Raw genomic sequence first — 20,739 nt, 5'->3', positions numbered from 1 at the left:
GCTATATACGTGATACGAGGAATGCCGCCAATGATCTATAGATTCTCATGCGAACACTACATTTCAAAGGCGGCTTAACCAAACTTGACTATTTAGTAAGAGTCAGCTCTGTTACTCGGTCAACCTGATGTAAAGTCTCCTAACGTAAAACCCTGCGGGCTTTCAATAGCGCAGACTTGACCAGCATTAACACCTGTATCCTCATAGCTCAGGTCAGCCAGAGTTGGGATATCATCTCGCGTTACTTGTAAAGCCTGCATTAATTGCCCCATCGCGGCCAGCGTTCGAGCTTCTGCCAATGTGCGATCAAACTCAGCATTGGCATACGCGCGGCTAGCTTCAAAATACTCATTTTCACTGTCCAAAACGTCCAACAGCGTACGCTGTCCAATATCAAACTGCTGCTGATAAGCACCGCGAACTCGGTCAATAGACTGGCGGTGATCATTTAGGTATGTGAGTTGCTCCGTTAACCGCTGAGTATCGTTATAGGCGATTTGGGTGGTTTGGCGTACATTCTTACAAGCTATTTCACGCTGATTAACCGCCTCTTCGATACGCGTTGCTGCAGCGTTAAAAGCCGCTCGATCGCTTCCCCCACGGTACAGATTCATACTGGCAACCAGCTGTATGCTGTGTTCGTCACGCCGCCCTGTTGCGTCATTCTGATGGTTATTTGTGCCCGTACGGCCCTGGATATCCAAGCGCGGCATAAAAGCGGAACGAGCGCCGCTTTGCTCAGCACGCTGAACTTCAATATTTTCCATTGCCGCATAAAAATCAGGATTACCCTGGAAGGCCATTTCAACCGCCGTATTAACGCTGGCGGGTAATTGCCCGGTCAAGGGAGTAACGGGCGCCATATTCTGAGCAGGAAGCTCTCCCACAATACGCTGATACCGTGATGTTACATCGTGCAGATTAGAAGCTTCCGACATTAAATTGGCTTCAGCAAGCGCCAAACGACCGCTTATTTGTTCCAAATCAACGCCACGGCCAGCCCCCGAAAGCGCTCTCTCTTCAATTTGCGCGAATACGCGTTGATGCTGTTGATAGTTATCCTGCGCCAAGCGAACCAGCTCACGATAACGTAGCACGTCAAGATAGGTACGAAACGCCTCCAAAGCCATATCTTCGCTTGCACCCAACAGTTCGAAGTAGGCAATGAGACGCGCATGATCCAAACGCTCAACTTCACTACGTGTTGCAAAACCGTCAAATACCATCTGTGTCAGGGTTAGCTCGACAAAGTCTTTGCTATAGCTGCCTTGACTATCATATTGCTCATCATGCAGGCCCGCTCCTGCTCGTACATCAATGGTAGGCAAGTAATTCCCTTTCGCCCCCCTCACATCGCTCCCGGATGCCGTAAAGTTAGCCCAAGCAGCATTCACTTCAGGATTAGACACGATAGTTTGTTGAATAACGCTGGAAAGATCCGTAGAGCCAGGTGCATAAAGGCTGGCAGGAAGCTGCTGCGCCGCGGCAGAAAGAGGCATGCATGCAAGAGTAGCAATCGTTAGCGGCTTAATAGCACTCTGCAAGACAATTTCTTTTAGCTTTACTTTCATATCACTGTTCATTAAGAGCTGTTCCTATTGCTTGAAATACCTAGTGAGCTATGAATTCGCGGCTTTTATAGCCATACCGCGCTTACGCCTTCCCCCCTTGCTTAGCAGACTCACTATGCAAAAAGAACTATATGCATAATTTTCAATAGCATATTAAAAACCTGGCTACCCAAATGAGTAGACAGCACTTATCCAGATGCAATATGGAACAAAAAAAACTCGCAACTTACAATACTGAAACAAAAATAAACACTAATTATACTGTGTCGGCAACAGGCTTCACCTGAAGCTGCTGAAGTGCCAACCCAAATAAGATCAATCCCAAGCCAATAAACGTAGAGAAAAGCAGAGGCTCATCAACCACTAAATAAAGCAGCATCAGCGAAACCGGAGGCGAAAGAAAAATCAGGGTCGAGACTTTTGCTGTGCGCGAAACCTTATGAACGGCCATTTGCCACAGGACAAACGCGATTCCCATTTCAAACAGCCCAACATAGACCCCGGCACCAACACCTTTCCAGCCATGCCATTGAAGCCCAGGCCCCATAAGCAATAAAACGGTTAACACCGGTAGTCCAACGGTGAAGTTCTGCCACTGCCCGACGATAGGCTTGCGACGGTCACGTGCATTAAGTAACCAGTAAAGCGCCCATAACAGGGTCGATGAAAGCGCGAACAGCACGCCGATAGGGTCCGCAAACGACACATTGAGTACCGCGCCCCGTGTAGCAATTACCCATACGCCCGCATAGGCCACCACACCTGCCAAAACATCCACCCGAGTTAACCGCTGCCCCAGTATGGGAACCGCCAGAAATGCCATCGCTAGCGCCCACGTATAATTAAGCGCCATCGCTTCCTGGCCAGGCAGGCGATCATAAGCAGCAAACAGCACCAGGTAGTAAGCCACGGGATTCATGATCCCCGCCCATAAGGCGGTTTTCCATCCGCTGGTTAACGCCTGCCTCATAGCACCTTGTTTAAGCACCAGAGCGCCCATTAAAAGCCAGGAAACCAACGCCGCCAGCCACATTAATTCAACCGGCCCCATCAAACCCAGGCCAACTTTAAAAGCAGTCGCCACCGTTGACCACAGCGCCACAGCACCTAGCCCGTAAAGAATAGCCTGACGATCCTGGTTCATCGGTCGATATGCCCCAGGTCACGGTGCGGTTCGATCTGGTCGCGAACGCGCTGTTTCAGCACTTTGCTGTCCGGAAAGCCGCTATCTCGCTTGCGCTCCCAAATTAATGTGTCATCACACCAAATTTCAAAGGTACCACCATGCGCAGGTGCAAGGGCCACCTCATCTAAATCCTCCCCGAAAGTGGAGAGTAGCTCCTGAGCGTACCAGGCACTGCGTAAAAGCCATTGGCATTGCGTGCAATAGCGAATCTGGATCCGTGACACTTTCGCTCTCCTTACCCATATAATGGTGGCATTCTGTCGCTGCATTTTGTCATTCCAGGAGTATAACCGCCAAGGAGCTGTCATGGCTGGACCCAATATTTCTCAAGCGCGTGTTTTTGAGTGGCTAACGGGCGATGAGGACAGCCGACTCTGTGCTGATATTCCGGAGCAGGCCTGCGCCGAACAACCACGTAATTTTTTTCTGCACTTATGGGCCTCCCTGGGGAATAAGCTTGCTGACGAGCTATCCAGCGCACGCTTGGTGCTTCCCTGGCTAATGGGGATTATTGGCGCGCCCATCTGGATGGTGGGGCTGTTGGTGCCTATCCGTGAGTCTGGTGCCCTGTTACCCCAGATATTCGTGGCGGGCTTTATTCGTCTAAAACCCAAGCGTAAAGGCGTTTGGGTTTTAGGTGCGCTGTTCCAGGCACTTGCCGCATTTGCACTTGCTGTCTTGGCACTTGTGGGGAGCGGAAGCCTGGGTGGCGCTGCGGTGTTAGCTGTACTTGTGCTGCTCTCCTTGGCACGCGGGCTTTCATCAATTGCCAGCAAAGATGTCATGGGCAAAACCATTGCCAAACGCCGCCGAGGCGCCCTGATGGGGTGGAGCGGTAGCCTAGCGGGCGGCGCAACCCTGGCGGCGGGTGGCGTACTGATGTTGCTGGGTAATCAACCAGGCAACCTCTCCCTGGCGGTACTCTTAAGCGTTGCCGCCTTCAGTTGGCTACTAAACGCGTTCTGTGTTGCACGTATTAAAGAAGTACCAGGTGCAGTGGAAGGTGGAGAGAGCGCTTGGGACAGCATCAAGCTTGGCTTATCGCTCTTAAAAAAGGATCGCACGTTTCTACATTTCAATGTTGCCAGAGCATTGCTGCTCTCCAGCGCACTGGCGCTACCCTACATTGCGCTACTCGGCCAGCAGCAAAGCGGCTCTGATTTGGGTGGGCTTGGTCTGCTTGTCGTGGTATCAGGTCTTGCAGCAATGGTGGCAAGCCCTGTCTGGGGTAAATTAGCCGACCAATCCAGCCGCCGTGTAATGCGTAATGCGGCTATTGGCACCGTTACTTGCTGTTTACTAGGCGCTGGCTTGGCCTGGCTACCCGGTGCCTGGACTCAGAGTGTTTGGCCATATGCCTTGGTGTATGCGTTGCTGGTGATCGTCCATCACGGTGTCCGCCTGGGGCGCAAAACCTATATTGTGGATATGGCAAGCCAGGATGACAGGGCTCTGTATGTTGCTCTTTCCAATACCTTAACCGGCCTGCTCATGCTCGTCGTCGGCGGCGTTATTGGCGGGCTGGCCCAATGGCTAGGTAGTGCGGCGTTGCTGTTGCTTTTGGCGCTTACGGCGGCTGGGGCGGTGCTTAGTGCGCTGAAACTGCCAGAAGTGGAATAACAAACATGATTGCAATGCAACGCTCTCCACAACACCCGTTTTTGATGAAACAGACCAGCTGATGTATTTCATCGGCGTACAAAAAGATGTTACTGAGAGCATGGAAGCACAACTGGCTTTAGCTGAAGCTGAATGACAACGCAGTGATAACACCGCCCATAAAGCACAGGACTCATTAATTAACGCCAACACTTGACCTTCAGCCCATGTAGCGCTATATAGCGGCTAGGCGCTTCTTTCAAACGAAGCCATCGTGACGCCGGCCTGCCGGCCTGGGTTGGAGGGCATACCATGAGCCGTGACCCCTTAAATCGTGAGAACTACTCAGCAGAAAACCTTGAAGCTGACGAATTCGATAATCTTGATGCCGTAAACGATGATCAATACGGCAAGCATAAACCAAGCAAAACCGACTCGTTACGCGCCCGCCGACAGGTGGAAGCGTGGCTTGAGGAGCGTCGTTTACAGCGTGCCATTGAAGATGATTGGGATGCGTAAATAGCTGCTTTAAGTGGGCAGCGAGCCAGTTGCCCTCTTCATCACCATCCAACACATCACAAAACCCACGCTTTCTTTTTATAGCCATTGGATGTTGCCCGGTGGCATCTTCTGGCCTTTCCAAGCACAGAGCACTATCATCTGAGGCTACTCAGCACTTTGCTGTCTCATTCATCAACCTAACGGATTTCCATGGCGCAATACGTATTCACCATGAACCGGGTTGGCAAAGTTGTGCCACCCAAAAAACAAATTCTCAAGGATATTTCGCTATCGTTTTTCCCGGGCGCCAAAATCGGCGTTTTGGGTTTAAACGGTGCCGGTAAATCCACACTGCTGCGCATTATGGCGGGTGTCGATAAAGAGTTTGAGGGTGAAGCTCGTCCGATGCCGGGTATCAATGTCGGTTATCTCCCCCAAGAACCGCAGCTTGATGATGAGAAAAATGTCCGCGACACCGTTGAAGAAGCACTAGGCGCTATCAAGGAAGCGCAGGAGAAGCTGGACGCTGTTTATGCTGCCTACGCTGAGCCTGATGCCGACTTCGATGCACTGGCAAGCGAGCAAGCACGCCTTGAAAACATCATTGAAGCCGCCGATGCCCATAACCTTGAGCGTAAGCTTGAGGTCGCTGCCGAAGCGCTTCGCTTGCCACCGTGGGATGCCAAAGTAGGCAACCTTTCAGGTGGTGAGCGACGGCGTGTCGCGCTTTGTCGCCTACTGCTTTCAAGCCCGGACATGCTGCTTCTGGATGAGCCAACCAACCACCTGGATGCCGAATCGGTTGCCTGGCTGGAGCGCTTCCTGCATGACTATAACGGTACCGTTGTGGCGATTACCCACGACCGTTACTTCCTGGACAACGTAGCGGGCTGGATTCTGGAGCTCGACCGTGGCCAAGGCATCCCGTTTGAAGGCAACTACTCTCAGTGGCTAGAGCAAAAAGAGCACCGCCTGACCCAGGAAGCCAAGCAGGAAGCATCGCGGCAAAAAGCCATCAAGCAAGAGCTTGAGTGGGTGCGTAGTAACGCTAAAGGTCGTCAGGCCAAAAGCAAAGCCCGCCTTAACCGCTTTGAAGAAATGCAGTCCGGCGACTTCCAGAAACGCAATGAAACCAATGAGATCTATATTCCGCCTGGCCCGCGCTTGGGTGATAAGGTCATCGAGTTTCATAATGTCTCCAAGCGCTTTGAAGACAAGCTGCTGTATGAAGATCTTTCCTTCACTATTCCCCAAGGTGCGATTGTTGGCATCGTCGGCGGAAACGGTGCGGGTAAATCGACCCTGTTTAAACTCATCACCGGTAAAGAGCAGCCAGACACGGGTGAAGTGGTCATCGGAGACACGGTTGAGATCGCTTACGTTGAGCAGCTACGTGATGCGCTTGATGACAAGCAGACGGTTTGGCAGGCGGTATCTGGCGAGCAGGACATTCTCAACATCAACGGCTACGAAGTGTCTTCACGTGCCTACGTTGGTCGCTTTAACTTTAAAGGTAATGACCAGCAGAAGCGCCTGGATGAACTGTCCGGCGGTGAGCGAGGACGCTTGCAGCTTGCTCAAACGCTCAAACAGGGCGCCAACGTACTCCTGCTGGATGAGCCATCTAACGACCTTGATATTGAGACACTGCGTGCGCTTGAAGAAGCCCTTCTTGCCTTCCCAGGCTGCGCCATGGTGATTTCTCATGACCGCTGGTTCCTGGACCGTATTGCCACGCACATTCTGGCGTTTGAAGGTGATTCTGAAGTCGTCTTCTTCGACGGTAACTATACCGACTATGAAGACGATCATAAAAAGCGGGTAGGTAACGATACACCCAAGCGCATGAAGTACAAGCGTATTGATGCCTGATTTTTTAGCGTTCCATACCCGGTAACAGTACGGCTGGCCCGTATGCAAAAAGCCCCAAGCGGGGCTTTTTGTTTAGCTGGCTCTATCCAAAGTCTTTATGAAAAGTCTTTATGAAAGGTCTCTATAAGTAGCCCTTATGCTAACGGCGTCGCCCTGTAAAGAGCGATACCACAAACAGGATGAGAAACAGAACGAATAGAATTTGCGCGATGGTTGATGCAACCCCCGCGATCCCCGAAAATCCGAGCACACCGGCGATAATCGCAATAATCAAAAACAGCATCGCATTGCCTAGCATCGTCTTTCTCCTTTTCCCTGGTGACGCTTTTCTGCTTTAGAAAACGCACGCTACCTTACGTACGATTAGCGTTGACATGATTAAGCGTTGGCGATAACTCGCCATTCGTCAAGAAATTAAGGATAACTTGCCTTCCTTGCTGATGCTTTTCATTCCCGATGCCGGTACTAAGCAATAGCACGCCAGAAATAACACATCAGAAATAGTAGGCGCCTTTAGTGGCACCTTGAGCGATAAACCGTAGCCCCCATTTAATCGGCGCAGGGAAACGCAGGCCCCCCGCCTCTATCGCTAAATGCGCCTGGTGCGCTTCATCCGCAGCCATCTGGCGAAGCAGCGCATGCGAGCGCTGATCGTCTGCCATTAGCCTGACCTGCTGCTCTTCAAAGTGTTTACCTGAAAGCTCGCAGGTAGCGGCAATCATACCAAGGCTTAGACGCTCGCTGGTTAACCCAGAGATAGCCCCAACCCCAAATGCAGCGGTATAGAAAAAGGGCGTAAAGTAGCTGGTGCGACTATTCAGTTGCGCCAGCCGCTCTTCACACCACGCCAAGTGATCAAACGCCTCCGCAGCGGATTGCACCATTTGCGTACGCGCGTGGGGAAGCGCTGCGGTAATACTCTGGCCCTGATACAGCGCCTGGTTCGCTATACCAATCACATGATTAACACGCATCAGACCTGCGGTATGACGTCGTTGGTGGCCATCAAACACCCTATCGGCAAGTTTACTAGCGGGGTGGTTACGCTGTGATGTAGCGGCGCGAGGCATCAGCGACCGTAACGCTGTATCAAACTGATGAATTAAGCAATCAGACCGACTAAGCTGGCGCTTCATGGCTTACTCCGCTTAACAGCAAACTTGTCTTAAAGGCTGCCTTAAAGACTGTCTTAAAGGTAGCTTGAAGGCCGTATGTTAGCCCGCAGGCCACGTAAACTGACGACCACCTAATAAATGCATGTGTATGTGGTAGACCGTCTGACCGCCCTTTTCGTTGCAATTCATCACAACACGATAACCGTCTTCGGCAAAGCCCTGCTGCTTGGCAAGCCTGGCAGCAGTGAACTGCAAACGACCGACCAGCTCAAGATCACCTTCTTCAATGTCATTTAAGGTGGCGATGTGCTTTTTGGGAATAATCAGCTGATGAGTGGGCGCCATAGGGCTAATGTCGTTAAAGGCGAGAACGTGCTCGTCTTCATAAACGATATCAGCCGGGATCTCACGATTGATGATTTTGCAGAATAAACACTCCATACCCACTCCTTGTTATCGTTGCAGCTTGTCGCCCGGCATTTGCAAACGCGGTTAGCGAAAGCGGCGCTGGGATAATAAATGGCGCACCAGGGGTGCCAAAATCAGTTCCATGGCTAATGACATGCGCGCACCAGGCACGACCAGCGTATGTGGCCGCGTCATAAAGGCATCCTTGATCATTGCAAGAAGCCAGGGAAAATCAACGGTTGATGGATCACGAAACCGGATCACCACAAACGACTCAGCGTCCGTGGGGATATCCTGCACTTCAAAGGGGTTGGACGTATCAACGGTAGGCACCCGTTGAAAGTTGATATGGGTGCGGGAGAATTGCGGTTGAATATAGCGCACGTAATCGTTCATGCGGCCCAGAATCGTATCGATCACCGCTTCCTGGGAGTAGCCACGCAGCTTGGTATCACGGTCAATCTTCTGAATCCATTCAAGATTCATGGTCGGCGCAACGCCTACCAACAGATCCACATGGCGAGCAATGTCATACTCTTGGGTTACCAACCCGCCATGTAAACCTTCATAGAACAACAGGTCGGTACCACATGGGAGCGACTGCCACTCCGTAAAGGTGCCTACGCGGTAGCCCGCTTCGATTTTCTGCTTGTCTTCCGCGTGAATATAGTGCCGAAACGTGCCCGTACCATGCTCGCCGTACTCGGCAAACACCCCTTCAAGGCGGTCAAGCAGGTTGGCTTCGACTGCAAAATGCGAGAGCTCATGCTTACGCTCAGGCTCTTCACGAAACATGCGGTGAAGATCATCGCGTGTATAGCGGTGAAAAGCGTCACCGTCCACCATGGCCGCATGTACATCTTCGCGTAGAAACATGCGCTCAAAGCTTCGTCTTACGGTCGTCGTGCCCGCACCCGAAGAGCCTGTCACGGCGATAATGGGGTATTCCCGCGACATTAAGCGCTCCTCGCTTGGGCCAAGGCCTGCTTGATGGGCTCAGGTATCGCAACCGGCCGCCCAGTATTGGCGTCGATGAGCAACTGGTTAACGCGGGCGGTCGCCACGATATGTTCGCCGTCGCGCTGCAAAATACGCTGGTAAACGGTTAATGCCTTGCCCTGCGGCTCAGGCACCGCCGTTTCAATGGTCAACGCATCAGGCCAACGCGCTTCACGTTGATACTGCACGGCCAAGTCGGCCACCACGCTTGGATAGCCGTGCATGTCCCATTCCGATAGCGCCAGGGCGGAAAAAGCGTGAACGCGGGCTTCATGTAGCAGCGAAACCACTGTGTCATGCCCCAAATGCCGACCGTAATTCATATCGGTTACCCGCACCGTTAAAGGGTGACGATGAATAACCGCGTTAGCGGGAAAATCCAGCGTGACACGTTCCATACCTGTTTCCTTTCGGTGGTGATAAGTGGCCCGCCCCTTGCGCTACGGTATCAACGCGCTTATTACGCTTTTTCTCTCGCAATAGCACGGTAAGCGATATCACGGCGATATTCAGCGCCCTCCCAGCGAATCTCCTTGACGCCTTTGTAAGCCTGCTGCTGTGCGCTAAAGACACTCTCACCCAGTGCCGTCACACACAGTACACGACCGCCGGAGGTCGTTACCTCGTTGTTCGCGTTCAGCGCGGTGCCCGCATGGAACACCTTGCTGTGCTGCTCGGCTTTTGCCAAACCATCAATGACATCGCCTTTACGGTAGCTGGCTGGATAACCGCCCGCCGCCATGACCACACCCACCGCGGCACGTGAATCCCAATGGCACGTTTTACCCGCCAACTGCCCCTGGGCACCGGCAAGGCAAAGCTCAGCAAGATCCGACGTCAGGCGCATCATGATGGGCTGAGTTTCGGGGTCACCAAAGCGGCAGTTATATTCAATCACTTTGGGCTGCCCGGTCTGGTCGATCATCAACCCGGCATACAAAAATCCGGTATAGGCATTGCCTTCAGCGGCCATCCCTTTAACCGTGGGCACGATGACCTGCTCCATGATGCGGGCATCAACGTCTGGCGTAACGACCGGCGCAGGTGAGTAAGCGCCCATGCCGCCGGTATTAGGGCCTGTGTCGCCATCATAGGCGCGCTTGTGGTCCTGGCTGGTGGCCATGGGAACGATGTTTTCGCCATCGACCATGACGATAAAGCTCGCTTCTTCGCCTTCCAGAAACTCTTCAATGACAACGCGAGCACCGGCATCGCCAAAGGCATTGGCTTCGAGCATATCGCGAATGGCGGCTTCGGCCTCCACTTCGCTCATGGCAACGATCACGCCCTTACCTGCCGCCAAGCCATCCGCCTTGATAACGATAGGCGCACCGACCGTGTGTAAATATGCCAGCGCAGGCGTTACCGCGGTAAACGTCTGATAAGCCGCCGTTGGAATAGCATGGCGCGCCAGGAAGTCCTTGGTAAACGACTTGGAGCCTTCAAGCTGGGCCGCGGCTTGGGTAGGGCCAAAGATGGTTAGGCCAGCCGCTTGAAAGCGGTCAACGACGCCTTCGACCAGAGGCGCTTCCGGACCGACGACGGTCAAGCCAATACGCTCCTGGAGCGCAAATGCTTCCAGCCCGGCCAAGTCGGTGGCCGCAATATCGATATTGGTCAGCTTATCTTCGGTCGCCGTACCGGCATTGCCGGGCGCTACGAATACCTGCTCAACATTATCAGATTGCGCTAATTTCCACGCCAACGCATGTTCGCGGCCGCCGCCACCTATCATCAAAACCTTCATGTTCTTCCTTCTCGAACGGGAGAGCGATTATGCGCCGCATTATGCCACAAGGTGACCACTCGTGGCGTTAGGAGGATTTATCCTCATCCTTGTCGCTGGTGGAGGGCGGCTGGTTCAAGGTGCTTTGCCAAAAGCGCATATTTTCTTCGGCCAGCTCGCGCATAAACTCCATGGGCGTATGGCGCATGGCCTGCTGCCATTGGCTTTGCAAACGCTTTTGCTGCTCCAGCATAAGCTGCGTGCCTTGCTCCAGATAACGCGCCAGCGGTAAAGGCGACGACATATCATAAACCCGGATGAGCTGCGCCAGCAGGTCGTTAGAGAATACTTCGGCTTCGTTATCCGACTGCTCCTGCTCAATAATGATGGAGAGCAGAATGGTACGCGTCAGGTCTTCACCGCTTTTGGCATCCTCAACCCGAAACGGCGCTTCTTCAATAATAAGATGGCGCAGATCTTCAAGCGTGACATAACGGCTTTGCTGAGTGTCGTACAACCGGCGATTGGCATACTTACGAATTACGCGCACAGCGCATCTCCTTAAACGCGATAGGGGGTGTTCCCCAATGCTATTATTGTGCCTGCACCACGCGCCCATGCAAGCCATGTGAGTAGAATATTGCGCAACAGTGTGCCCACCCTTCGACCAATAGATGCCGATTATGAACTTGATTTTGCTTCACCCCAGCGACCTCGACCACCAAGGCCATGCGCGTATAACAGACGCACGCAGATTAGCGCATTTACGCGACATCCATCGCGCCGCCCTCGGTGACCGGTTAACGGTGGGTGTTCAGGGTGGCTTAATGGGAAAAGCACAGCTGGTCGAATTAACCACTGAGCTTGCCGTATTTTCCCTTGACCCGTTAGCTGACGTGCCTCCCCCCGCTCTTCCCGTGCATTTGGTACTCGCGCTACCTCGACCACGCATGCTGGCGCGAACACTTGAGCATGTGACAGCGCTAGGGGTGAAGGAAATTACTTTACTGCATACCAAGCGCGTAGAGAAAAGCTATTGGCAATCACCAGAGCTTCTTCCCGAGAAAATTCATCAGCACCTGGTGCTGGGTCTGGAGCAATCACGTGATACCCAGCTACCGAGCGTGACACTGACCAAAGGCTTTCGGCCCTTTCTTGAAGAGCAACTGCCTGCTTTACTTCGCGGTCGCCGTGGCCTTGTGGCTCACCCAGGCATGCCGATGGCCTGCCCACGTGGCACCAGCGACAATACGCTGCTGTTGGTCGGCCCAGAAGGTGGGTTTATCCCATGGGAAGTTGAGAAACTGCTGGACGCTGGCTGTGAGGGGATGCATCTTGGGCCGCGCATTTTACGCGTTGAAACAGCCGTCACAGCGTTGCTGTCACGGCTGTTTTAAAGCTCAACACCTAGGATTGCTGGTCTTCCGGATCGTGAGGCACTACCTCAGCATCTTCACTGCAGGATGGCTCTTGCTGGAATGTTTCGCGCACGTCCAGCAAGCCTAAATGGCTGATGGTACGCCGGCCAAGCAGCAGTGGATAATGCATTTCTTCGCGATCACGCAGGCTAAATTGCTCTTCGTAAACCGTATCGCCCATGCATACATTCATTAATACAACGGGGCGCTCATCACGCCCGCCCGCACCGCGCACTGCCAACTCACGATAGAGCGGCCGTTCAAGACGGTCGCTAAACACTTCGTCGTTCTGCTGGTCTTTTAGCTTTAAGCGAAAGCGCACCCACTCCTCGCCCTCTTTCTCAAACACTTCGATATCACGCGCATCCAGAGATGACGTCAGGGCACCACTATCAAGCTTGGCCTTCACCATAATGCCCCAGGGCTCTATGGTGGCATTTTCAACCCAACCAAACACTTTATCATCATCGCTTGCCACTGCGCTGGCGGCTAATGCACTTACCAGCACACTACTTAACAGCGTTTTTGCCACAAATCCCATAGCATCATCCTTGGTGAAATAAGTGATTAATCATTAACTACGCACCTAGCGCAGCCTTTCAAGCAGTGCCTGAGTAGCGAAGCCATCCGGCGTTAGCCCTTGGCTGCGTTGAAAGTCACGCACGCCTTGGCGTGTATTGGGTCCCATCACACCGTCAGCCCCGCCTACCGAATAGCCCGCTTCATTCAAGCGCCGCTGGAGTTCTTTGACATCGTCGCGGGTTAAAGGTGTCTGCCCTCGCGGCCATGTCTGGCGTATTCCCTCACGCCCGGCAATTTTATCAGCCAGCGTCGCCACGGCCAGGGCGTAGCTGGTGGCGTTGTTATAACGCAAAATCGCTCGAAAATTAGTGCCTACCAAAAAGGCGGGCCCTTCCGCCCCGGCCGGAATGACGATGGCCGCGCTCTCGAAATTGGGCAGTTCACCCTGCAGGGCGCGTACACCTTGACTCGCCCACTCAGCGCTACTGCGGCGCTCGGTCTGTGAGTAATCAAACGATGCAGGAAGCGCTAACTCAACCCCCCAGGGTTCGCCTGCTTGCCAACCTGCCCGCGCCAGATAATTGGCGGTGGAGGCCATCACATCGGGGATACTCCCCCAGATATCACGGCGGCCGTTGTTATCACCATCCACGGCGTAAGCTTCAAAGCTACTGGGGATGAACTGGGTATGCCCCATAGCCCCCGCCCAGGAGCCTTTCATTTGCTCGGCTGCGATATCGCCCTGGTCAATAATACGTAACGCCGCAAGCAGTTCACCGCGTGCGAAATCCCGGCGACGCCCGTCGTATGCCAGGGTAGCGAGCGCCTCAAGGGTTGAGAAATCACCAAAATTGCTTCCGTAATTGCTCTCGATGCCCCAAATCGCCACGATGATTTCAGAGGGCACGCCGTAGCGTTGCTGCATTTCTAATGCCGTCTGGCGGTGGGCGTCAAGTTTCTCACGGCCTGCATTGACGCGCGTATCGGAGGCGGCGGTGTCGAGATATTCCCAAATAGGCCGCACGAATTCCGGCTGGTAGCGATCCAGTTCAATCACCCGTTCACGGTAGCGCACGCTGTCCAGTGCGGTGGCTAGCGTTGATTCACTGATCCCCTGAGCAGCTGCATAACGACGGAACTCATTGCGCCACTGTTCAAAGTTGGCATAGCGTAGCTCTTCGGCACCGCGTGCATCCACTTCTGTCATCAACTGCGGGTTAGCGTAGAGGCTTCCGCTAAACATTACCGATAGCACCCCGGCAGTAACTACCAGTGATGTATGACAAAAAGCGCGACGTAATGGCAAATTAATCTTGGGCAACATGGTGTCTCTTCCTAGGCTGTCCTTGGCATGCCTGATGATGGCCTGGAAAACAAGCAGATACCAGAATTTGTACGAAAACAACGCGTGCTTAGCCGTTGTGGCGTAAACCCTGCCTACCAACCTTTCAGCAGGTAAAGTCACGGCGCTGACATTTCCTGCTGATACATTGTGTTATAAAAAACCACCCGAAGGTGGCTTCTTACCGATTAGTTATTTACTAGCCGCTAAATTAGTGCAATACATCAATCGGGATCCGTCGCTCGTGGCTGACGTTTAGCATTTTCATTCGTTTCCATACCGCTTTTTAATTCATGGGTTAACGGGTCGTAGTTGGGACGAAGCTCATCCTTGACCGTACCACTCCAAAGTCGAGAGCCCACAAAGTAACCCGCCCGTCCTATCACATGCGCCGCAACGGGGGCTGTCATCAGGATAAACACGATAATCGCAAAGGAGCGAGCGACCACGCCTACCTCAGAAAAATGCATTGCCGATGCCAGCATGATCAAAATAACGCCTAATGCCGCCGCTTTGGTAGTGGCATGCATACGCGTTAGTAGATCCGGCAAACGTAGCAAGCCAATAGCCGCCAGGAGCATAAATAAAGAGCCTGTCAGCAATAGCGCACCTTTAATCGTTTCAATCATCGCGAGGCCCTCCCCGTTCCAAAAAGCGTGCAAAGCCAATCGCGGCCAGAAAGCCCATTAGCGCAATAACGATCGCGGCATCCAGAAAGCTGGCTACCCCGGATTGAATGGCGTAAACGCCTACCAGCCCGACCACCGTAGTAGAAAAAAGCTCAAGCGCCACCACTCGGTCAGGCAGGCTTGGCCCGCGCACCACACGCACAAATGTCAACACTAGCGCCAGCCCCATAATGATCTGGCTAATCAAGAGAACCGTATCCATTAGCGAAATAACTCCAAGGCTCGATGCTCCATTTCTTTTAAGTTGCGTCTTAGCTCTTCTTCATCATCAAGAAACATGGCATGGATATAAAGCACCTTGCGGTCATCAGAGACGTCCAGGCTCAGCGTTCCCGGGGTTAAAGAGATCAGGTTAGCCACCAGGGTAATTTCCATTTCAGTGCGTGCGGAAAGCGGCATGGCAATCACGCCTGGCTGCATATGCCAAGGCGGCGTCACAATATCAAACGCAACACGCAGGTTGGCTTGAACAAGCTCCTTTAGAAAAAAGCCCAGAAAGCCAATAATGCGCGGAATTCTGGCCGGGTAGCCTTTTAATGCGCTGACTTGCGGCTCAATCATCACCAGCGCGATATAGCCGAAAATCATGCCTACCAGCAGGTTTAAGCCAGTGAAGTCGCCGCTTAGCAGCACCCACGCCAATCCTAACAGCAGGTTCCAAATAGCACCGGTCATGGCGCGTCCCCCCCGCCTATTATTTCTACCTGCAACTCGCCTGGCACCAGTAGCGCATCCTCAGCACTCGCAGACACGCCCAACACCGCATCAATATAGCCTCTGGGGGCCAGCAGTTGATCACCAATAGTGGTCATCACACTCATGATGGGTTCAGCAAACACCCCGATTAGCACTGAAAACAGAGCCAGCACCACCACGGGCAAATACATCATCCACAGGCTGGGTTTAATAAGCCGCCCGTCATCCCCAGAGGGGGTATTCGATACAGGTACCTGGTTATCGTCTGGTAAGGATTTCCAGAAGACTTCGTTCCATATCTTGACCATGGAGTAGAGCGTTAATAACCCCACACCCAAGGCAATGGCTGTAATCACATACGCCTCGGCTTCAATACCTGCCCGCACGATGACAAACTTGGCGAAGAACCCGGATAACGGAGGAACCCCCGCGAGGGAAAATGCTGAGATAAAAAATGCAACGGCAAGCCAAGGGCGCTCTTTATAAAGCCCACCCATCTTTTTTAGCTGATACGTGCCCTGCAAGCGGTGGGTGATACCGCTAATCAAAAACAGGTTCGTCTTGACAATAATATTGTGCATGATGGCAAACACGCCGCCAGCAATCGCCAAGGGGGTATACAGCGCCAACCCCAGAATCATATAGCCGATCTGGCTGACGATATGAAACGACAAAATACGCCGAAACTCATATTGAGCGGCCGCACCCAGCACGCCGGTCACCATGGTAAGCACCGCCCCCCACAACATTATCTCCTGTAGGTAGCCCATCGTCTGGTCAAAGATCAAGGTAAACACACGAAACAGTGAATACACGCCGACCTTGGTGAGAAGGCCTGCGAACAGCGCTGAAACGGCAACCGGCGGCGTATGGTAAGACGCAGGCAGCCAGAAAAAGAGCGGAAAGGCCGCCGCCTTGATCCCAAAGGCCACCATAAACATCACCGCAAGCACCTCGACCATCCCGTTGTGCTCAACGGCATTCATGCGCAGTGCGATATCGGCCATGTTAAGCGTACCGACCGTGCCGTACAGCAGCCCCACCGCTGTCAGAAAGATCACCGACGCCAGCAGGTTAAGCGTTACGTACTTTATGGCCCCCTCCATCTGGGCCCGCTCGCCGCCCAAAATCAGTAGCGCAAAAGAGGCCACCAGCATTACTTCAAACCATACATACAGGTTGAAGATATCGCCGGTTAAAAAGGCTCCCGCCACCCCGGCCAACAACAAGTGCATTAACGGATAATAGCCAAATTTCTCATGGCCACGGCCGGTCGTCGCCAGCGAGTAAATCCCCATGGCGAGGCCGATAATACCGGTCAGCAGCACCATCACCGCACTTAACATATCGGCGATGAGCGTAATCCCAAACGGTGCAGGCCAGCTGCCCATTTGCATGGTGACATAGCCTTCGGAAAGGGTTGTCGTAAACAGCCAAAGGCTAACGATCAGAAATGCTATATTTCCAGCAACGGCGATAAAGCGCTGCATTGGCCTTGAACGCCAAAACAGTAGTGAAATAGCCCCTGAAAGTAAGGGTAAAAGGACGGGAAGAGCAACTTCAGGCCTCACGTATCAGTATCCTTCATCTTATCCAGGTCATCCGCCTTAACCACTTCATAGGCACGACGAATCAATACAACAGCAAAGGCCAGCACACCAAATGCGATAACAATAGCCGTCAGTACAACGGCTTGGGGCAACGGGTCAGCGACATCGCCCATAGGCTGAACCATGCCTTCTGGAATCAGCGGTGGCGCGCCCCGCGTCATTCCGGCAGTAGTAAAGATCAATAAGTTAGCAGCGTTGGAAAGCAGCAGTAGTCCAATAACCAGTTTTACAATGGAGCGTCGCAGCATCATAAAAATAGCGGTGGCGTACATAACCCCAATCGCTAGCGCCATTACCGGTTCCATGCGTATCCTCCTGCTATGTTAAGGCTCATCCTTATCCACCTCCATCAACGCCATCACCATGCCAATCACCGCCCCCAACACCGCCAAGTAAACGCCAATATCAAAAATCAGCGGGGTGGAGGCTTTAAAATCAATAACCGGAATGGTCCACCACTGCGCGGTTAAAAACGGCTGACCCATAAACCAGGCAGGTACAACAGAAATCATGCCTAACAACAGCCCCACGCCAATCAAGTCGCGAGGGTCGACCATCCGTAAAACCTCTTTTGTGGCACTGACGCCAAACGCCAGCAGGTACAAGGTAAACGCCCCCGCCGCTACTAACCCTGCAATAAACCCACCGCCGGGCTCGTCGTGTCCACGAAGCAGCAAAAATATCGAAAACATGAGCTGTAGCGGCATTAGAAAGCGGGCCGCCGTGTTTAAAATAATCGTTCCCGATTTAACCATCGTACGGCTCCCTGCTATCAGTATTCCCGCGGTCATTGGTGGGCTTAGCGCTTTCTGGCTCATGGCGCAGCTTCAGCATAGCGATAACGCCAATGGCGGCTAGCGCCAGTACAAACATCTCGCCCAACGTATCCAGCGCCCGGTAATCCACCAAAATGACATTGACGATGTTGCGGCCAAAAGCGAGCGGTGCGCTGTTTTCAACCATATAGGTAGAAATGGACTCGAACTGGTTAATACTCCAGGCCGTCATGATCAGAAGGAAAATCAATATCCCCATCATCGCAGCTACCGAGCCATCGCGAATACGCTCCAGACTGGTCGAGAGATGCGAGAAGCGAGGCAGCCTGAACAGTACCAGCACCAGTAAAATAACCGTGAGCGTTTCAACCAGAAGCTGGGTAATCCCAAGATCAGGGGCGCTGAAAAGAATAAAGACCAGCGCGATTGAGAACCCCATAATACCCACTGACACGACAGCACCCAGCCGGGAGCGGGTGATTGTTGCATATAGGGCGCCCATCACCATTGTGCCGACGACGATAGCCTCATGAAACCGTACATCAAGTTCAAAGGCTAACAGCGGAGAGTGGCGTACCAGAATGGAGTTGCCCAACAGCGTAATCAGCACGACCAGCATGACCAAAATATAGTTGCGCATATAGCCATTTTGCAGCACACGGGTTTGCCATTCCGCAAACCGAACCAGGCCATTTAACAAGCCTTCATAGCCCGCTTCCGGGCCGTAGCGCATAACAGGGGCCAGCAGCGTTAGCTTGCCTCGTACATTGTCCCAGTACTTGAACAGCAAAAAGCCCAACCCCAGACTAACAACGGACATTATCAGCGCCGCATTAACGCCGTACCAAAGTGACAACGCCACCTCGCTCGGCTGCCCCGCCACCGCACTTGCCGCTGACGTTAAAAGAGCGTCAACGCCAAACATGGCGGGCGCCAGACCAAAAACCAGCGAGCCTACGCTTAGCAGTGCGGGCCCCATTAACATGCCGAAAGGTGCTTCATGCGGCGTTTTTGGGGTTTCGTGACGCTTGCCGTAGAAAGGCCGTAGCGCAACAATCGCCGCCACGGCGATAGTCATAATCGCGCTGACAAATGCGAACACGACGAGCAAGCCTTGAAAATCCCCTGCGCCCAGCACCGCTTCAAACTTAAGCTCTTTGCCAATAAAACCAAGCAACGGCGGCACCCCTGCAAGTGATAGCGCCGCTATCAATGCAATGGTGGCCGTCACCGGCATCAAAGACCTTAACCCGCCCATTGCGGTGACATCCTTGGTGCCCGTTTCATGATCGAGAATACCGGCCACCATGAACAGCGCCCCCTTGTACAGGGAGTGTGCGAGCAAAAAAGTTACGAATGCTGTCATGGCGTACTCGGTGCCAATGCCCAGCAGCATCGTCAATGTGCCGAGCGCCATAATGGTTGAGTAAGCCAGCAGCTTTTTAATGTTCGTGTGATGAAGCGCCAGGAAAGCGCCCAACAGCAGCGTGATTGCGCCCACCACAGAGAGGATGCTTATCCAGAGTGCCGTTCCACCCAGTTCAGGCTGAAGCCTTGCCATGAGGTATATACCGGCTTTCACCATGGTGGCGGAGTGCAAATAAGCCGAGACAGGTGTAGGGGCTGCCATGGCGTTGGGCAGCCAGAAATGAAAGGGAAACTGAGCTGATTTAGTGAAGGCGCCCAACAGCAAACAGATGAGCATGGGCGTATAAAGGGCATGCTCTCGCAGGTCGGTTTCCATGGCGCGAATATCGGTTAACGACCACTGGTCGCTGGCGATGCCCAGCAAGATAAGCCCGGCCATCAACGCAAGTCCACCTGCAAAAGTGACAAAAAGCCCTTGGCGAGCCGACTTACGCGCCTGCATATCGGTATGGTTAAACCCGATCAGCAGGTACGAAGTAACGCTGGTTAACTCCCAAAAAATAAACAGTGTGATCAGCCCATCGGCCAACACCAGCCCCAGCATGGACACCATAAAAGCCATCAGCGCGATATGAAACCGGGCGATCTCCGGGTGGCCTTTTAAGTAACTCCCCGCATACACCAACACGCATGCGCCAATAACGCTGATTAACAAGCCGAACAGTAAGGACAACCCATCCAGCATAAAGGTGAGGCTGATACCTAACGAAGGCACCCACTGCCACTCCATTAGCAGCGGGCCGTCATTGATGATTGTGGGTGCTTGAGAAAACAGCCACGCAGCGATGAGCGCAGGAAAAAGGGCCAATACCAAACTCGTACGGTCTGCAAACCAGCGCTGCATAAGTGGTGCCAACGCGGCTAATACAAACCCCATCAAAACGGCGAATTGCATCTAGCGATATCTCCTGTGTATCTGCCCCATGATGAAGCGGGTTCGTTGAGCATCAATACCTCTCGCGGTGAGTAGCGATCATCATCCCTGTTCACTGCTCTCTCTTAACTGCTCTGTCTCAAGCACCCTCTCTCAAGCACCCTCTCTCAAGCACCCTCTCTCAAGCACTCTGTCTTAAGCGCTCTGTCTTAAGCGCTCGGACCAGATTTTAACGAGCACGCTGAAAGCCGTAGAGTAACAGCGCCTATTTTAAACACGCGAGGTGATCATAAAGTCGTAGACTCTATAACAGGCCACTGCCTGTTACCAGGCAATCATTCAAAATCAAATAGATAGCGTGCTTATCGTTACTTCATCGCCATTTATAACGCCTTGATTATCGGCTC

The 20,739-nt window shown here is 53.0% G+C and carries 23 protein-coding genes; 4 read left to right on the top strand and 19 right to left on the bottom strand.

Annotated elements, in window-relative coordinates; translation table 11 throughout:
• Positions 1-119: 119 nt before the first annotated feature.
• From ACT3TY_RS10530 to ACT3TY_RS10520, 3 genes are all read right to left on the bottom strand, one after another.
• On the bottom strand, positions 120-1,571 hold the full coding sequence (locus ACT3TY_RS10530; RefSeq protein ID WP_444628115.1) for a TolC family outer membrane protein: 1,452 nt from the start codon (positions 1,569-1,571) through the stop codon (positions 120-122).
• Between the two features lie 256 nt (positions 1,572-1,827).
• Positions 1,828-2,715, bottom strand: coding sequence for a DMT family transporter (locus tag ACT3TY_RS10525; protein WP_444628113.1), 888 nt, complete (start codon positions 2,713-2,715; stop codon positions 1,828-1,830).
• Positions 2,712-2,981: a SelT/SelW/SelH family protein gene (locus ACT3TY_RS10520; protein ID WP_287077975.1), complete on the bottom strand. Its 270-nt coding sequence runs from the start codon at positions 2,979-2,981 to the stop codon at positions 2,712-2,714. The genes ACT3TY_RS10525 and ACT3TY_RS10520 overlap by 4 nt, the downstream gene beginning before the upstream one ends.
• 82 nt (positions 2,982-3,063) lie before the next feature.
• Between ACT3TY_RS10520 and ACT3TY_RS10515 the strand changes: the two genes are divergently transcribed.
• From ACT3TY_RS10515 to ettA, 3 genes are all read left to right on the top strand, one after another.
• A complete protein-coding gene (locus tag ACT3TY_RS10515) occupies positions 3,064-4,377 on the top strand; it encodes an MFS transporter (protein ID WP_444628111.1) in 1,314 nt (437 codons plus the stop codon).
• Between the two features lie 291 nt (positions 4,378-4,668).
• Positions 4,669-4,875 carry a PA3496 family putative envelope integrity protein gene (locus tag ACT3TY_RS10510; RefSeq protein WP_172116110.1) on the top strand — a complete coding sequence of 69 codons (207 nt, stop codon included), beginning with the start codon at positions 4,669-4,671 and terminating at the stop codon, positions 4,873-4,875.
• A gap of 192 nt (positions 4,876-5,067) precedes the next feature.
• Positions 5,068-6,729, top strand: coding sequence for an energy-dependent translational throttle protein EttA (ettA, locus tag ACT3TY_RS10505; protein ID WP_172116109.1), 1,662 nt, complete (start codon positions 5,068-5,070; stop codon positions 6,727-6,729).
• 139 nt (positions 6,730-6,868) lie between these two features.
• On the opposite strand, the gene ACT3TY_RS10500 is transcribed toward ettA, so the two are convergent.
• The 7 genes from ACT3TY_RS10500 to phaR form a co-directional block, all read right to left on the bottom strand.
• Complete coding sequence (locus ACT3TY_RS10500; protein ID WP_018918588.1) at positions 6,869-7,027, bottom strand: DUF1328 domain-containing protein; 159 nt, start codon at positions 7,025-7,027, stop codon at positions 6,869-6,871.
• Between the two features lie 196 nt (positions 7,028-7,223).
• Positions 7,224-7,865, bottom strand: a complete 642-nt coding sequence (gene coq7 / locus ACT3TY_RS10495; protein ID WP_444628109.1) for a 2-polyprenyl-3-methyl-6-methoxy-1,4-benzoquinone monooxygenase — start codon at positions 7,863-7,865, stop codon at positions 7,224-7,226.
• 78 nt (positions 7,866-7,943) lie between these two features.
• Positions 7,944-8,285, bottom strand: coding sequence for a histidine triad nucleotide-binding protein (locus ACT3TY_RS10490; protein ID WP_172116107.1), 342 nt, complete (start codon positions 8,283-8,285; stop codon positions 7,944-7,946).
• Positions 8,286-8,336: 51 nt separating this feature from the next.
• Complete coding sequence (locus ACT3TY_RS10485; protein ID WP_172116106.1) at positions 8,337-9,209, bottom strand: phosphoribulokinase; 873 nt, start codon at positions 9,207-9,209, stop codon at positions 8,337-8,339.
• Positions 9,209-9,649, bottom strand: coding sequence for an acyl-CoA thioesterase (locus tag ACT3TY_RS10480; RefSeq protein ID WP_441678291.1), 441 nt, complete (start codon positions 9,647-9,649; stop codon positions 9,209-9,211). Before ACT3TY_RS10480 ends, ACT3TY_RS10485 begins: the two co-directional genes overlap by 1 nt.
• Before the next feature lie 62 nt (positions 9,650-9,711).
• A complete protein-coding gene (gene purD / locus ACT3TY_RS10475) occupies positions 9,712-10,998 on the bottom strand; it encodes a phosphoribosylamine--glycine ligase (protein ID WP_441678289.1) in 1,287 nt (428 codons plus the stop codon).
• A gap of 67 nt (positions 10,999-11,065) precedes the next feature.
• On the bottom strand, positions 11,066-11,527 hold the full coding sequence (phaR, locus tag ACT3TY_RS10470) for a polyhydroxyalkanoate synthesis repressor PhaR (protein WP_193057051.1): 462 nt from the start codon (positions 11,525-11,527) through the stop codon (positions 11,066-11,068).
• Positions 11,528-11,660: 133 nt separating this feature from the next.
• On the opposite strand from phaR, the gene ACT3TY_RS10465 reads away from it, so the two are divergent.
• Complete coding sequence (locus ACT3TY_RS10465; RefSeq protein ID WP_444628107.1) at positions 11,661-12,374, top strand: 16S rRNA (uracil(1498)-N(3))-methyltransferase; 714 nt, start codon at positions 11,661-11,663, stop codon at positions 12,372-12,374.
• Between the two features lie 10 nt (positions 12,375-12,384).
• Here ACT3TY_RS10465 and rloA3 read toward each other — a convergent pair whose 3' ends face one another.
• From rloA3 to ACT3TY_RS10420, 9 genes are all read right to left on the bottom strand, one after another.
• On the bottom strand, positions 12,385-12,936 hold the full coding sequence (gene rloA3, locus ACT3TY_RS10460) for a retropepsin-like aspartic peptidase RloA3 (protein WP_444628106.1): 552 nt from the start codon (positions 12,934-12,936) through the stop codon (positions 12,385-12,387).
• A 45-nt stretch (positions 12,937-12,981) separates the two neighbouring features.
• Positions 12,982-14,160, bottom strand: coding sequence for a lytic murein transglycosylase (locus ACT3TY_RS10455; RefSeq protein WP_444628124.1), 1,179 nt, complete (start codon positions 14,158-14,160; stop codon positions 12,982-12,984).
• 323 nt (positions 14,161-14,483) lie between these two features.
• The gene (gene mnhG / locus ACT3TY_RS10450) at positions 14,484-14,888 is read right to left on the bottom strand and encodes a monovalent cation/H(+) antiporter subunit G (RefSeq protein ID WP_193055000.1); all 405 of its coding nucleotides are present in this window, start codon (positions 14,886-14,888) and stop codon (positions 14,484-14,486) included.
• On the bottom strand, positions 14,881-15,150 hold the full coding sequence (locus ACT3TY_RS10445; RefSeq protein ID WP_192527952.1) for a monovalent cation/H+ antiporter complex subunit F: 270 nt from the start codon (positions 15,148-15,150) through the stop codon (positions 14,881-14,883). Before ACT3TY_RS10445 ends, mnhG begins: the two co-directional genes overlap by 8 nt.
• Positions 15,150-15,623, bottom strand: a complete 474-nt coding sequence (locus ACT3TY_RS10440; RefSeq protein WP_172116098.1) for a Na+/H+ antiporter subunit E — start codon at positions 15,621-15,623, stop codon at positions 15,150-15,152. Before ACT3TY_RS10440 ends, ACT3TY_RS10445 begins: the two co-directional genes overlap by 1 nt.
• Complete coding sequence (locus ACT3TY_RS10435) at positions 15,620-17,215, bottom strand: Na+/H+ antiporter subunit D (RefSeq protein WP_193054999.1); 1,596 nt, start codon at positions 17,213-17,215, stop codon at positions 15,620-15,622. Before ACT3TY_RS10435 ends, ACT3TY_RS10440 begins: the two co-directional genes overlap by 4 nt.
• Complete coding sequence (locus tag ACT3TY_RS10430) at positions 17,212-17,559, bottom strand: Na+/H+ antiporter subunit C (RefSeq protein ID WP_192527950.1); 348 nt, start codon at positions 17,557-17,559, stop codon at positions 17,212-17,214. Before ACT3TY_RS10430 ends, ACT3TY_RS10435 begins: the two co-directional genes overlap by 4 nt.
• Before the next feature lie 18 nt (positions 17,560-17,577).
• Complete coding sequence (locus tag ACT3TY_RS10425) at positions 17,578-18,009, bottom strand: Na+/H+ antiporter subunit B (protein WP_087107785.1); 432 nt, start codon at positions 18,007-18,009, stop codon at positions 17,578-17,580.
• Complete coding sequence (locus ACT3TY_RS10420; protein ID WP_444628104.1) at positions 18,002-20,353, bottom strand: putative monovalent cation/H+ antiporter subunit A; 2,352 nt, start codon at positions 20,351-20,353, stop codon at positions 18,002-18,004. The genes ACT3TY_RS10425 and ACT3TY_RS10420 overlap by 8 nt, the downstream gene beginning before the upstream one ends.
• Positions 20,354-20,739 lie beyond the last annotated feature (386 nt).

The organism is Halomonas sp. AOP22-C1-8, assembly GCF_052378905.1.
Classification (GTDB): Bacteria; Pseudomonadota; Gammaproteobacteria; order Pseudomonadales; family Halomonadaceae; genus Vreelandella; species Vreelandella citrativorans.
Note: the sequence above shows the minus strand (reverse complement) of the source record. Positions and strands in the feature narration are given on the sequence as shown.